13 protein-coding genes are annotated in these 14,827 nt (G+C 43.4%); 6 read left to right on the top strand and 7 right to left on the bottom strand.

The window, feature by feature from the left end; translation table 11 throughout:
* Positions 1-576: 576 nt before the first annotated feature.
* Positions 577-1,056 carry a hemerythrin domain-containing protein gene (locus JMX89_RS09845; RefSeq protein WP_201531203.1) on the top strand — a complete coding sequence of 160 codons (480 nt, stop codon included), beginning with the start codon at positions 577-579 and terminating at the stop codon, positions 1,054-1,056.
* A gap of 156 nt (positions 1,057-1,212) precedes the next feature.
* Here JMX89_RS09845 and orn read toward each other — a convergent pair whose 3' ends face one another.
* Positions 1,213-1,800: an oligoribonuclease gene (orn, locus tag JMX89_RS09840; protein ID WP_011514059.1), complete on the bottom strand. Its 588-nt coding sequence runs from the start codon at positions 1,798-1,800 to the stop codon at positions 1,213-1,215.
* 251 nt (positions 1,801-2,051) lie between these two features.
* Here orn and rsgA point away from each other — a divergent pair, with 251 nt between their 5' ends.
* From rsgA to secB, 4 genes are all read left to right on the top strand, one after another.
* The gene (gene rsgA / locus JMX89_RS09835; protein WP_201551456.1) at positions 2,052-3,155 is read left to right on the top strand and encodes a ribosome small subunit-dependent GTPase A; all 1,104 of its coding nucleotides are present in this window, start codon (positions 2,052-2,054) and stop codon (positions 3,153-3,155) included.
* Positions 3,156-3,302: 147 nt separating this feature from the next.
* Positions 3,303-3,758, top strand: coding sequence for a rhodanese-like domain-containing protein (locus JMX89_RS09830; protein WP_149409625.1), 456 nt, complete (start codon positions 3,303-3,305; stop codon positions 3,756-3,758).
* Positions 3,759-4,048: 290 nt separating this feature from the next.
* On the top strand, positions 4,049-4,312 hold the full coding sequence (gene grxC, locus JMX89_RS09825) for a glutaredoxin 3 (RefSeq protein ID WP_011280820.1): 264 nt from the start codon (positions 4,049-4,051) through the stop codon (positions 4,310-4,312).
* Positions 4,313-4,509: 197 nt separating this feature from the next.
* Positions 4,510-4,962 (top strand): protein-export chaperone SecB, encoded by a 453-nt coding sequence (gene secB / locus JMX89_RS09820; RefSeq protein WP_011514062.1) that lies wholly within the window; start codon positions 4,510-4,512, stop codon positions 4,960-4,962.
* A gap of 244 nt (positions 4,963-5,206) precedes the next feature.
* Here the strand turns inward: secB and adk are convergent, their stop codons facing one another.
* From adk to JMX89_RS09790, 6 genes are all read right to left on the bottom strand, one after another.
* A complete protein-coding gene (gene adk, locus JMX89_RS09815) occupies positions 5,207-5,863 on the bottom strand; it encodes an adenylate kinase (protein ID WP_149409626.1) in 657 nt (218 codons plus the stop codon).
* A gap of 219 nt (positions 5,864-6,082) precedes the next feature.
* Positions 6,083-7,363: a c-type cytochrome biogenesis protein CcmI gene (ccmI, locus tag JMX89_RS09810; RefSeq protein WP_181210913.1), complete on the bottom strand. Its 1,281-nt coding sequence runs from the start codon at positions 7,361-7,363 to the stop codon at positions 6,083-6,085.
* Positions 7,360-7,926: a cytochrome c-type biogenesis protein gene (locus tag JMX89_RS09805; RefSeq protein WP_181210914.1), complete on the bottom strand. Its 567-nt coding sequence runs from the start codon at positions 7,924-7,926 to the stop codon at positions 7,360-7,362. Before JMX89_RS09805 ends, ccmI begins: the two co-directional genes overlap by 4 nt.
* Positions 7,923-8,573 carry a DsbE family thiol:disulfide interchange protein gene (locus JMX89_RS09800; RefSeq protein ID WP_201531200.1) on the bottom strand — a complete coding sequence of 217 codons (651 nt, stop codon included), beginning with the start codon at positions 8,571-8,573 and terminating at the stop codon, positions 7,923-7,925. The genes JMX89_RS09805 and JMX89_RS09800 overlap by 4 nt, the downstream gene beginning before the upstream one ends.
* Before the next feature lies 1 nt (position 8,574).
* On the bottom strand, positions 8,575-10,620 hold the full coding sequence (locus JMX89_RS09795; protein ID WP_181210916.1) for a heme lyase CcmF/NrfE family subunit: 2,046 nt from the start codon (positions 10,618-10,620) through the stop codon (positions 8,575-8,577).
* 240 nt (positions 10,621-10,860) lie between these two features.
* The gene (locus JMX89_RS09790) at positions 10,861-12,195 is read right to left on the bottom strand and encodes a hypothetical protein (protein WP_181210917.1); all 1,335 of its coding nucleotides are present in this window, start codon (positions 12,193-12,195) and stop codon (positions 10,861-10,863) included.
* Between the two features lie 625 nt (positions 12,196-12,820).
* Here JMX89_RS09790 and mrdA point away from each other — a divergent pair.
* On the top strand, positions 12,821-14,809 hold the full coding sequence (gene mrdA / locus JMX89_RS09785; RefSeq protein WP_201531199.1) for a penicillin-binding protein 2: 1,989 nt from the start codon (positions 12,821-12,823) through the stop codon (positions 14,807-14,809).
* The last annotated feature ends 18 nt before the right edge of the window (positions 14,810-14,827 follow it).

Here is a 14,827-nt window from a genome sequence, read left to right as displayed (position 1 = left end):
TTCAGTTGGTTAGAATACCGGCCTGTCACGCCGGGGGTCGCGGGTTCGAGTCCCGTCCGCTGCGCCATATTTAAAACTTAGTTTTAATACAAAAGTTTCAACCTCAAGTATTTATATTTGAGGTTTTTTTGTGTTTATTATTTACCTAAACCTCTATTATATGTAATCCCCGCCTTTTAAACCTTCTGTCCTCCCATGGCTCACTGGCTCCTTACTCTCCTCCGTTATCTATCTTCAATAATAAATAATTACTATTATTAAAGTCGCCATTTGAATAGTCGGTGATTAAACGATGACCATCCTTATCCTTTTACATGACATACTCATGATGTGGTCAATTTTCATGGAAGAAAGTCTTATACTAAATGTCGCTAAAAATAATTTTTATACCGGTCAATCGTCGACCCTATTCATGAGGACAGTACTTGGAGTCGGCTAACCAATACTAAGATCATATGCCCACCTGTGCTCATATGGCTGCCTCAGACAAATACAGAATGAGTAGATATTGAGCATACTGTACCGTGACAAATAATGAATAAAGTATAATTTATTGAATCATTACGGGTTTTTATTATGAAACGTGCCAATCAATTACAGCCTTTATCTCGCCAACATCACCTTGGACTTAACCTGTCTCGCCATGCTAAAGAATGTACTGATGAGCCTGCTGAGATTGCCAAGCATTGGCATTATCTCATGGCTTATATTAAAAATATGCAAGCTCACTTTAATATTGAGGATACCTTAATCACTTATGCTTTAGATCCTTACCGTGCCTCTCATACTGAGGTTGCCTCAGTGCTTGATACTTTAGATGTTAAGCATAGACAGCTATATAAACTAATGGATGAAACTGAGCGTTCACATAAATTTATCAATAAAGAGGTAGCCGCTGCGCAAGTTCAAGCATTAGGCACGCTTTTATACGACCTTATTCGTTTTGAAGAGCGTGAATTATATCCAGCTGTTGAAAAACACCTGACGGAAGCAGAGCTCAATGCCATTTATGAAGCGAGCCCTGACAGTATCAAACGTACTGATGAGCTGTGTTAAAAACTAAGACAGCCTTATCAATCATGACTCAAATAACACCTCTAGATTATAATTTGGATTATTTAATACAAAAAAGCCTTCAAACAAATTAGCCCAATCATAGCGCTTGATTCATCTGAAGGCTTTCTTGATACCTTTTTTTCTAAGGTGCCGATTTTAAGGTATCAGCTTAAAGAAATGCTGACGATAGTGCTTAAGCTCACGAATTGAGTCACGAATATCATCTAACGCTAAATGACTGCCACCTTTCTCAAAATTCTTGAGGACATCAGGACGCCAGCGGAAGCAAAGCTCTTTAATAGAAGACACATCAAGGTTTCGATAATGAAAAAACCGCTCAAGCTCAGGCATTTGACGCGCCATAAAGCGGCGATCTTGGCAGATTGAATTGCCACACATTGGCGACTTACCACTATCGACCCATTTATTCAAAAATTTAATGGTTTCAGCTTCCGCCTCAGCCAATGTCACCGTACTACGGCGTACACGGTCAACCAACCCTGATTGCCCATGCTGCTTGGTATTCCAGTCATCCATGCCGTTTAACTTTTGATCTGATACTTTAATCGCAAAGACAGGTCCTTCGGCAAGGACATTCAAATCTTCATCGGTGACAACAGTCGCTATCTCGATAATCTCATCATTTAGAGTATCAAGTCCGGTCATTTCTAAATCAATCCATACCAGCCCTTTTTTGCCTTGGTTTCTGATTTTAATTTTATTGGGATGGTCGCCGGTGGTCATAAAATATCCTATGGTCAATAAAGTTTGAGACAACTTACAAGCAATGCTTTAATAGCAATGTGAATAAAATAATGCGCCTATCTAACTATCTCAGTGCAAAAAATGTTTGTACTTAGGCAGCTGTGAATTTCACTTAGAATTTATGAATACTAAAATATTACAAAATCTCTGCCCAGTGCAGGCGCTTTAGGCTGTATGTTAGCAAATTTTCACGCTACACTGAGCAATATTTTATAATAGGTCACCAACCCATGGCATTAATCCGACAACGCAAACTAACGAAACAACAGATTCGGCGCATCGATAAGCAGCAATTATTAAGTCAAGACAGTATCGATGACAGTTTGATGGATGGTGTGGTCATGGCGCATTATGGCAAGCAGTTGGAAGTGCAAGTGACCAGCTTACCAGCATTCATACCTGTGCAGCCTGAGGTTGCACCTGATGACCCTGAGCCGTTTTGGCAAGAGTTGGCACTCGGTGATATTTGGCGCTGCCATGTACGAACCAATCTACCGATGCTAGCAGCAGGTGATCAAGTGCGCTGGAATGCTGACTCTAATACAGGCTTTGGTCGGATAGAATCAGTCAAACCACGTACGTCATTGGTATCCCGACCTGACCGCTATCATAAGCTCAAGCCTGTCGCCGCCAATGTCGATATTTTGGCAATCGTATTTGCGCCCTTACCTACTGCCGCCCCGACACTGATAGATCGTTATTTAGTCGTTTGTCATCATGCTGGGGTCAAGCCTTTATTGGTACTGAATAAAGCCGATTTATTGGCGCAAGAAAAAGGCGTCGATACCAATGAGTTATTGGCGCAATATGGCGCACTTGGTTATGAGAGCGTTTTGACCTCAGTTGACTGTCCTGAAAACGTCGCGGATAGCGATGAGCAGGAAGGACTTGACGAGCTAAAACGCTATATAGATAAAAAGCTGGTTATTTTTGCAGGGCAATCTGGCGTCGGTAAAAGCAGCTTGATCAATGCGCTGCTACCTGAATCAGCACAAAGCGTGAATATCATCTCTGATAATTCAAAACTTGGTCAACATACCACCACCACCAGTCGCTTACTGCCCTTTAATCCAGCCGATTTGACCCAAGGCGGCATCGTCGATACCCCTGGTATTCGCGAGTATGGTATTTGGCACTTGACGCCTGATGACATTATTTCTGGCTTTGTTGAGCTTGCACCATTATCTGGTGATTGTCAGTTCCGCGACTGTCGCCATACTCATAATAGTAAAGGCTGCGCGTTATGGGAAGCAGTTGCTGATGGCAAAGTATTGCAGCGACGCGTTGAAAACCTCGTGACGCTAAGAGAAGAGGCAGATACCAAGCCCTATTGAGCCTTATTAATTCTTATCTACTGTTAATCACGATGATGACCATCACACGTTTACTATGGATAGGCTAATCGGTATAATAGCGCCTTGTTCAATCCATTAGGCTGTCTTCTCAGCGTAATAGAACACTTATTTTTTTGGAGGTATGGTTTGGATCGTGCGCTGGAATTTGTGGGCAACCACCCGTTTTTATTTGGTATATTAGCCGTACTAGCCGTGCTATTTTTTGCTATTGAGAACAAACGTAGCGGTAAAAAGATTTCACCCAATACCCTTGGTATGATGGTGAACTCGCAAAATGCGCAGCTTATCGATATCCGTGCCAAAAAGAAGTTTGTCACCGGTTATATCCAAGGCAGTCGTAATATCCCATTTACTGAGCTAAAAGACCGCATTGAGGAAATTCGTGCGATTGAACAGCCAGTGATTATTATCTGCGATATGGGCGTACAAGCAGGTGCTGCCATTCAGATGATTGGTAAAGAAAACGTCTATCGCTTAGAAGGCGGTGTTGGTGGCTGGCAAGCTGCTGGAATGCCACTTGTTGGCATAAAGGATGCTAAGCCAAAGACTAAAGTCAAAGCAAAACCGAGCTTGCACAAGTAGTTTGATAGCGCACTTTATTAAACTATGACTTACTATCTATCGGTAGTGAATAAAAAAGACACCTCTTTATAGGGTGTTTTTTTATGTGGGATTTGTGATACTGACGACGCTTTTGTATTTATTTGGCTTGAATTTATATTGCCTATCCCCACTTTATAGTGAGCATAATAGAATATAGGCTTGTGATTTACTTGATTGCAGCCTCTATAGGCAAATTTTATAATACTACTTTCCATCCTATAACCTATCCGATAACAATTGCTCTATACATTTATAAATAAGGATTTATCATGACTGTATCTGTCAAAGTTTATACTACCCCTATCTGCCCATATTGCTCAAACGCTAAGCAACTGCTGAAATCAAAAGGCGTTGATTATGAAGAGATTGGCATGCACGATATGAGCAGCGATGATCGCCGTGCTTTAATGCAAAAGACCAATAACTATCGTACCGTGCCACAAATCTTCGTTGGTGAGACCTTTGTCGGTGGTTTTGATGAGCTGAATCAAATGAACCAACAAGGCAAACTTGACGAGCTATTAGCGGGTTAATTTGCTATCTTGCTATTCTGGCTGTCTTTATTTATTTTACTAGTCTATATGTGAGTCATTTATATAAGTAACGATAGGGACAGCTATAAAGGGCTTTGATAAAAAATATCGAGCTTTTGTCTCGAATTATATTACAATGCTATTTTACTAAAATAACAGTTTGCCCAATCACTTGATTAACTTTTAGAGGAATTATCATGGCTGAAGAACAAGCACAACCGCAATTAGCACTAGAACGTATTTATGTCAAAGACATGTCACTTGAAGTCCCAGGCGCTGGCGTATTCACCAAAGAGTGGAACCCTGAGCTTGATATTAATCTATCTAGCAATGCCGAAAAACTGGATGATGACCATTATCAGGTTGTATTAACCGTTAGTGTCACTGCGAAAAATGCTGAAGAAGCGGCGTTTATCGCGGAAGTTCATCAAGCAGGTATCTTCTTATTAAAAGATATCCCAGAAGATCAAATTGGTCAAATCCTAGGTGCTTATTGCCCGAACGTTTTGTTCCCATATGCTCGTGAAGTCATCAGCGATATCGTAACGCGTGGTAGCTTCCCGCAGTTATTGCTTGCACCAGTTAACTTTGACCAAGCTTTTGCGCAAAGTCAGCAGCAAGCACAAGTTGATGCTGAAGGTAACGCTTAAGTTTTAAATTCAACGCTACTGGCTGTATCAGTAAGACGTTTTAATAAAAAAGCCGTTTACTCATCATGAGTAAGGGGTTTTTTTATGGAAATTTTTAGAGTTTATTTTCAATCATTTAGATTTATGTTGCTATTGGTCATTATTTTTGACCCATTAAAAAACCCTGCTGATTGCTATTACTAGCGGCAGGGTCTTTCATAACACTATTCGATGAATCCGCTATATTCTAGCTTCAGTACAAATATTAGCCTTTTAGGGCAGAAAATATTTGTTGCTTAACGTCATCAATACCTTGGGTACCATCGAACTTGTCATACTTAGGTGCATCGCCGCCTTCTTTAGCTTTGTTCTGATAAAAGCCAACGAGAGCTGATGTTTGCTCATGATACGTAGCTAAGCGGTCGCGAATGGTTGACTCTTTATCGTCTTCACGTTGGATAAGCGCTTCACCGGTGACATCATCAATGCCATCGACCTTTGGTGGATTGTGATCAATATGATATACACGACCCGAGCCAGCATGTTGGCGACGACCTGATAATCGCTTGACGATTTCATCATCAGGTACACTGATTTCAATTACATGATCAATCGTCACGTTGGCATCTGCAAGCGCTTGCGCTTGTGGAATGGTACGCGGGAAACCATCTAAAATACAGCCGTTAACACAATCAGGCTTAGCGATGCGTTCTTGCACGAGGTTAATGATCAGATCATCAGAAACCAAACCACCAGCGTTCATCACGTCTTTGGCTTGTTTGCCAAGCTCAGTGCCTTCTTTGATTGCTGCACGCAGCATATCACCCGTTGAGATCTGCGGAATATCATATTCTTTAGAAATAAACTGAGCTTGGGTACCTTTACCGGCGCCTGGTGGACCTAGCAAAATAATACGCATCATTACACGATTCTCCTTAATAAATAGGATTTTGGGACTAATAAAACTTAGGGATTGGTGGTTTGCAGAGCTTACCTTACCTTGTGGCTTTCAAAACCTCAAGTATTTTTAGTATTGATGCAGCAACATATGATGACTTATCTGTTCATGAGAGAAGGTTGCGCGCCATAGATGAGACAATAGCGCGCACTAAATGTAGGATGATATTCTGGACTCAGCGAGTTAAGGAACTTGCTGATTAATGGCCACATTGACTTGATTCTGCTCGACGCTTATCACCACAGGATTACCTGATAGATCACCTGACTCGGCAATGGCAGTACCACTATGACTGATGCGAGCAATGACAGCGAGTTGAACTTTTTCATCACGCGCAGATTTTAATGTGCGCTCTGGCATCATCGCATCTAAATCACTTAGACTAACAGTTGCTTCGCCTTGTTTAATCACGCTAATCGGTAAACGCTTGGCGGCAAATGGCGGGCCACCTTTCACATCACGTATCGCGACAAACAATACATCTTCAGCTTTCACTAGTGGCAACAATGAACGATCAATAGAGACGGTGACTTCAATCCCTTCAGATGCTTGCTGCTCTTGTGCCGTGACATTGGCACTTAGCTCATCAAGACTGCTCAATGCTTGGGTATGGTCACCTGGTTTGGCAGCAATGCTCTTACGTAACCGCTTAATCCAACCTTGCGCTTGTTCAAAATTATTACCACGCGCCTCGCCCATTGCCATCAGCATTTGCGCACCTTCGTGCTGCGGATTTTTGGCAAGAACATCTTGCAGCACACGGCGGCTATTGGCATCAAGCTGACCTTTATTAGCAAAAAAGCTAATCTGCGCATAAGTGGTGGCGATTTCTTCGTTGTCAGGCGATAGACGATAAGCACGAGACAAAGCTTCAATCGCTGAGTCAGTAGCTTCTAACGACAAAAACAGCTCTGATAAACGCATCCAGCGATCAGGGTCATCGGCATGACGATATACGTTGGTCTGCATGGCACTGATCAACTGAGTACCATCTTCAATCGCCCAAGCGGGTGGCTGGTCAATCTTACCGGTCAATAAGTCATCCGCCACTTGGGCAACTTTGTCTTCTGCTGCCCACAAATCAAAGACTGGTGTACGATCACCGACTAAGAAATAAGCCAATGCTGCCAGCACAGGCACCCATACCATGATAATCAAACGACTCTTAATACCAGGCGCGACCATTGGGGTGACTTCACGCTGTGCATCCAATAGCTGACGCTCAAGCTCGATCTTTTGATTTTGATAATGGGCGTCATCAATCGTGCCGTTGTCTTTGTCTGATTGTAATTCTGTCAAACGCTCACGAAATACACCGATATTGATGTCTAGTAGCTGATTGTCAACAGGATTTTCTCGTAACCTTGAAGCTCGTAGCCAAGGTGTGATAACGATCACTGCCAGTACGAGTGCAATCAGTAAGCTTAGGGCAATAAATAAGCCAAAAGTAGAAAATAGGGTCATTTTTTGTCCTCTATGCTTGTGATGTCATGATCTGTTTTATTGCGATCAGCTCGTGATAACAGACGATCAAGTTCCGCTTCTTCTACTGCTGATAACGCAGCAGCGCTGTCTACCAAGATGCCACTTTGACCACGCGCAATACGCTGACTGCGTTTGCTTTGCCAAAACCAGCCAGCAATTAATACAATTAATAATAATGGCGGGAAGAACCATAATATCCACGTTGAAGGACGTACGGGCGGCTTATAAGTAATAAAATCGCCGTAACGCTCTTGCATATAAGCGCGAATCTCACCATCACTACGACCTTCTTTAATCATGTCATAGGTTTTTTGCTTTAAATCTTGGGCAATTGGCGCATCAGAACCTGCCAAGTTTTGGTTTTGACATTTTGGGCAACGCAGCTCTTCGATAAGACCACGGTACTGGGCTTCTTGCTGCACTGAGTCAAAGTCGTAGACGTCAATGGCGGCATAAACATTGATACTAAGCACGCCAAAAAGACAAGCAATGATCAAACTTGCCAAATTTTTCGTGATAGATTTTAATGGCATCATAATCATTTGCACGCCTCCTTAACTTGGTCAGGATCAGGGCTGACATTATTTTTATCAGCCTCATTGAGCACCATCAGACAAGGCGTGATACGGCTCTGCCAATTACTTTCATTAATCTCACCGACAATGTGCTGACGAATAATACCTTCACCATCGACCACAAAGGTTTCAGGTGCACCGGTCAAACCCAAATCTAAGGCAAATTGACCAGATAAGTCTTGGATAGACATCGAAAAAGGGTCACCGCCACGGTTTAAATAACCGAGGGCGTCGCCAATATCATCTTTATAATTGACGCCCACCAGATTGACGCCACGTTCCTCTAACTGCATTAAAAAAGGATGCTCAATGATACAAGTTGGGCACCAAGAGCCCCAAATATTCATCAAAAACGGCTGATCTGGCAGGTTGTCATTGGTCATGATACGGCTGGTATCGGACAATAACGGCAGCTCAAAAGCGGGCACTGGACGCTCAAGAGCGGTATTGGTTACGATTTCGGTCGGCTGACCTAAACGAAAATACAGCATGACTATAAAAGCGGCAAAGATGATCAGCGGAATCAAAAACCATATTCTGATTTGGCTTTTTTTCATCGTTTGATTGCCTTTTTTATCAGTACCTTTTTGAGGAGACTTCTCTGATTGAGTCATCTTATTTCTCCCCTATTGTTGCCGTGGCATCTGTCACATTGTTGCCATCTAAGTCAGTAACGGTCGCGAAACCTGACTTGCTTGCTGTAATTTGAGCGGGCGTCTTAGTTGTTTTGAGACGATAGCGCCTATCAAGCATACTCAATAGACCACCTAATGCCATAATAATAGCGCCGAGCCATATCCAGCGAATCAATGGCTTCACATAAATACGTACTGCCCATTGATTACTACCCTCAGCGATAGGCTCACCAAGTGCGACATACAAATCACGCATGAGGTTGGCATTAATTGCCGCCTCAGTCGTCGGCATCGTACTGATGATATAAGTCCGTTTTTCAGGATGAAGTATCGTTACTGCCTTGCCCTTCTTAGTGACTGTGACCTCAGCTTGCGTTGCGTCAAAGTTGCTGCCTCTCGTCTCTCTTAAATCGGTTAATGCAAAGTCATAACCTTGGACATTAACCGTTTCACCAATCCTTAGTGCCACATCGCGCTCGATGCTTAAGGTACTGGTAAACGCAACACCGATGACCGCTATAATAACGCCGATATGAGCGGTCTGCTGACCCCAGTAGCTTAAACGGAGCTTAGCTAAGCCCTTGAATAAGCTTGGGGCATTTTTGGTTTTGTCTTTAAAATCGACCACCATCCAGAACAATACCCAAAAGCTCACCGCTAGCGTCACGCCAATATTGAGCATGGCAGAAGGGCTAACAAAATAGGCAATGACTGCAGCTAAAACAAGGCTACTTGCCGCAATGACCATACCAGCGCCTAAGAGCGGGCGACTGTCTTGTTTCCAGCGGATATTGGAGCCCATGCCCATTGCTATCATTAATAGCCAAGTCAATGGCACAAACAGCGCATTAAAATATGGAGGACCTACGGATACCTGACCTAAATTAAAGGCATCAGCAATGATAGGATAGAGCGTACCAAGTAATACGACTAAGGTCGCAATCAATATGATGACGTTGTTAATGACTAAAAACGACTCACGTGAAATCAGCTGATATTGACTTTCAATCGTGAGACGCCAGCCACGTACAGCGAACATCAAGAGACCACCGCCAACAATAATGCCAAGAATTGCTAAAATCACTAAACCACGCGTGGGATCCGCAGCAAATGAATGCACAGAGGTAATCACCCCAGATCGGACTAAGAATGTCCCGAGTAAGCTTAAGGCAAAAGCAAAAATGGCCAGCATAATCGTCCACGCTTTAAAGACACCGCGTTTTTCAGTGACTGCAAGCGAATGTAATAATGCTAAACCTGCCAACCAAGGCAATAGCGAAGCGTTTTCTACTGGATCCCAAAACCACCAGCCACCCCAACCAAGCTCGTAATAAGCCCACCACGAACCCAGTGCAATACCAATGGTTAAGAACCCCCAAGCAGCCAATGCCCATGGACGTGACCAGCGTGTCCACACCGCATCTAAGCGACCTTCCCACAATGCTGCCATACAAAAGGCAAATGGCACGACCATACCCACATAGCCCATATATAGCATCGGTGGATGGATAATCAAACCAAAATCCTGTAAGACAGGGTTTAAATCAGCACCATCCACGGGCAAGTTTGGCAAAGTGCGGTCAAACGGTGACGAGGTAAAGATGAGCATGGCCAGCATCATCATTTGTACGCCAGCCAATATCACCAATACACGCGCCCGCATCGACAATGGCAAACCACGACTAAAGTATGAGACCAAGGCACACCACGTTGCCATGATAGTCATCCATAGTAGCAGCGAGCCTTCATGTCCGCCCCACGTCGCTGATAACTTATAATACCAAGGCAGCAAGGTATTCGAGTGCTGCGACACATAGACAAGGCTAAAGTCATTAAAATAAAAGCCTGCCATCAATGCCCCAAACGAGGTAATCATGGCGGCAAACTGCGCCCATGCCAAACTCGGTGCCAAACGCTGCCAAGCAACATGGTCACGCATAACGCCTATCGTTGGTAATACTACCTGCAAAATCGCCAACATAAAGGCGGCTAGCACGGCAAAATAACCCAATTCTGTGATTAACATACGGTCTAACCTTGTTTACCTTAATACGGTCATTGTTTATTTTAGGGATTGGTATTGCAGGATAATCGAAAGTATCCAATACTTGTTACTGCTTGTAGTTTAAACGATTATTATTATCTAAATAACGCCCTAAGCCATTGCAGCTTAGGGCGCTTACAGCATGGTACATTAGCGTCAACTTGTCACGTTTCTGTATCCACTCTGTATGCGATGTGTATAAAAAGCATAAAACATTGCTTATCACTGCATAGCTGGGAAAAACACCAATACCAGATGTAGCCAACCTGCCAAAAATCCCGTTAAGCCGCCAAGCACAATTAGCGTCATCTCATCTTCACGAAAGGCAGGACGTAATAAGTTTTGGAATTCATCAGGCGTCAGCGCTCGGATGCGATCACGAAACAGTCCAAATATCTTACTGGCACGACTTTCATTGAGCTCAGGGTCCCTTAGTGGCACCATCGTTGCAACGATAGATTTATCAATGATGGTATTTTTTAATTGCCCAAACTCGCGGCGACCCAGTCCTAATCGTAAAGTCGTATTAATCACTGGTGACTCTAAGACTTTATACAGATGCGACTTCATCAATTCACGCGTCTCAATAGCGCGGTCACCATACATCATCTCATTCATGATGTTCTCAAGCGTCACCAAATCTTTGACCACAATCTCAGCAAATACTTCAGATACCTCTTCTTGGCGCTTCATAAAGCCGCCTTGGAGTCGATATCGAGCGATATGCGGTAATTGTGGCTTAATAAAAGGAAAACGGCTCTGTAGCGCAAAAAACTTTATATAACGGATAAAATGCGGCTCTACAGGATTAAATACCATCCAAATCGCAATCCAATTGGTCAAAAATCCCCAAATGGCCGCAAAAAACGGTACTGTCCAATGTTGCGGCACTACCAAGAATATAAACATTTGGATAATGCCAAAAATCAGCCCAATCAAAGCACTAATATGCCAAATAAAATTGATTTCTTTTTGTCCGACTTTTAAGAACATATTGACCATCAAACGACGATCACTCTCCATCTTATTGACAATCATCTTGCGCATATCGACCAAATCTTCGACATGATAGGTCAAGTCAGTCACCAAAGATTGCATAATGCTTGGCAGCTCTTGGTGCGCTTGGGCATAGACACGGCGCTTGAGCGCATAAGGCAGATTGCCCCACAGTGCTGGCGAATGATCAAGCATAATTTCATCAATCAAGTTTTCAAGGTTTTTATCAACCGCCTCAGTGATGAACAGCGCCATCTGATCTGGTTCCATAGCCTGAAAAAACTCATCAAGCGAGCCAAGCTTAGATAGCGTCTGATCAACAATCACGCCAGATATCTTACCCGCTTTTCTTGGCACAATACCTTGCCAGCCAATACCCGGCAGCCCAAAGAATGGGAAATTAGGGATGCGTATACCGCGAAACTTAATCGGATAAAACAACATCTTGAGCGCCATCCAGACATGAATCCATGTCACAAATGCTGTCACCGGCGGAATGGTAAGCATGGCAAAAAACTCAGGGTGCTCAGCGATTGTTTGCCACAATGAAGTTACATCCATGACTTTATGTATCCTTGCCGTGATGATCGATGTTGACCAAATATTCTGAGCACATTAACAATGCTTAGCAATAAGAAGCCCTCTCCCCAATAACTACTACAAAATAAATCGCCTGATTTTAGCATACTTGCCATCCATTAGCACATGTAGACCCTAGGCAAGTTGTGACTAGAGATGACACGTTTTACACTGCTACTGTGGCACAAAAAATCCTTAAAATAATCTACTGGCGTATGACCAGTAACCGATTTAATAACTACTTCTTTCGAATTTACTCGGTGATTAGATCCGTTGTGAAATGAGTCACCAACCACAGTCGTATACATAATGATGCCACCTTTTATAACAGCGATAAAATAAATGACTGTCTACTGCGTCATCGCTTTTGATCTGTTATAATTTGCCGTTGTCGTTTGCGAGATGTTTGTAGATCTATTATGATAATATTTCAGATATTGAATGCTTCTTATATCACGCTATGTTGTTGAAAGTCCTTAGCTTATCCTTTATGCTCACCTCGCTTTGTCTACATGATATTTGACATGGTCGACTGCTACTTCATAAATACCTCCTTTGATAACTTTTTGATTTATTGTCTCACTGACTGTTTGGGTACTGACTTTATATGAACAAACCGCTCACTCCTGATACCGAACAGGTCAATCGCATTTTTACCAGTCGCATTCTTATTCTTGGATTAATCATATTTGTGGGCTTGTTAGGGCTAATAGTACGTTATGGATTTCTGCAAGTTTTTGCTCACGATAAATATACGACCCAAGCAGACAACAATCGCATCAAATTGATTTCTGCCCCACCAAGTCGTGGTTATATTTATGATCGCAATGGCGTTATCCTCGCTGACAATCAGCCGGTTTTCACCGCTATGCTCAGCCCTGATGAAGTCGAAAACCCTGAGCGTACCTTACGATTACTCGCGCCCATCTTTGATTTGACGGATGAAAATATCACCGATATTTTGGCGCGTGTGAGTAAAAGTAAAAATGATCCGGTAACCATCAAGATTGACTTAACCGAGGCGCAGTTGGCGCAGTTTAGTGAACGCAAACCCTTTTTTCGCGGTGTTAGCATCCAAAGTAAGCTCACACGCTCATACCCGTATGACGAACTTTTTGCCCACGTTATTGGCTATGTCGGACGTATTAACGACAAAGAATCGAAGAGAATCAATAAAGATCGCTATGCCGGTACCGACCTTATCGGTAAGATTGGGATCGAAGATTATTACGAAGATATTTTACTTGGGCAACCCGGTTATCAGTCAGTAGAAACCAACGCACACGGCAATGTGCTGCGTCAACTCGATACTAAGCCACCAATCGCCGGTAACGACATCACCTTAAGTTTAGATTATGGGTTGCAGGTTGTGGCGCAGCAGCAGCTTGATGGCAGGCGCGGTGCCATTGTGGCAATAGACCCCAAAACCGGCGATGTACTAGCCTTTGTCAGTAATCCAAGTTATGACCCAAACCCCTTCATCTCCGGCATCTCATTTAAAGACTATGATGATCTGCGTGAAGATTTGGATCAGCCACTTTATAATCGTGCCCTACAAGGTACTTATCCACCGGGTTCAACCATCAAGCCCTTTGAAGCCCTAGGCGGTATTCATTATGGTCTACGTAACTGGGAAACCACTATCTACGACCCAGGTTACTTTAGCTTACCGGGTGACTCACACCGTTTTCGTGATTGGAAAAAAGGTGGTCATGGCACTGTCGATCTCAAAAAATCCATCGTGATGTCAGTCGATACTTATTATTATAAATTGGCGTATGAAATGGGTATTCAGCGCTTACATGACTGGATGGTACGTTTTGGCTTCGGCGAAGAAACTGGCATTGACTTGCCCAATGAAAAATCTGGAATTATGCCTTCACCAAAGTGGAAAAAAGACACGTACGATAAGGGTTGGTTACCGGGTGAGACCATCTCTGTCAGTATTGGTCAAGGCTATTTCCTAGCGACGCCACTACAGATTGCCAATGCAACGGCCATGACAGCGAGTAAAGGTCTTCATATTACTCCGCATCTCTTAAAGAGTAGCGACGGTGCGGCAGCAGTCGATGTCATCACCAAACCGGATGGCAAGATTGATTATAATGGCAAACCCTCTGATTGGCTGCGTATGCATGATGCTATGGAGCAAACGGTCAAGGCCGGTACTGGACGCGGTATATACACACCGCGCTATCGTATCGCCGGTAAAACGGGCACCGCGCAAGTAAAATCCATTGCTCAGGGTAAAAGCTATAACAAATCCGCGCTGGATAAGCGCCACTGGGATCACGCTTGGTTTAATGGCTTTGCGCCAGTAGAGGATCCACAAATCGCCCTAGCGGTATTGGTCGAAAACGGCGGTGGTGGTAGTGTCGTTGCTGCGCCTATTGGGCGAGCCTTGTTTGATTATTGGGTATTACAGCGCGACACCAATCCTATTTTGCCGCCCACTGCTGATCAGCTAAAGGTTATTAAACGGCAAAAAGCATTTGAGAAAGCCATGCGTGATGCGATACGTGAAAAAGAAGACAAAGCACTAGAAGCCGCAAAAGAACAGGCTCAAACCGCTACAACGACAGCGACTTCTGACTAACATATTCAGTATAGAGTA

The organism is Psychrobacter sp. DD43 (assembly GCF_904846555.1).
Lineage (GTDB): Bacteria > Pseudomonadota > Gammaproteobacteria > Pseudomonadales > Moraxellaceae > Psychrobacter > Psychrobacter cryohalolentis.
The sequence above is the reverse complement of the archived record's forward strand: the minus strand, read 5'-3'. Positions and strand labels throughout refer to the sequence as shown.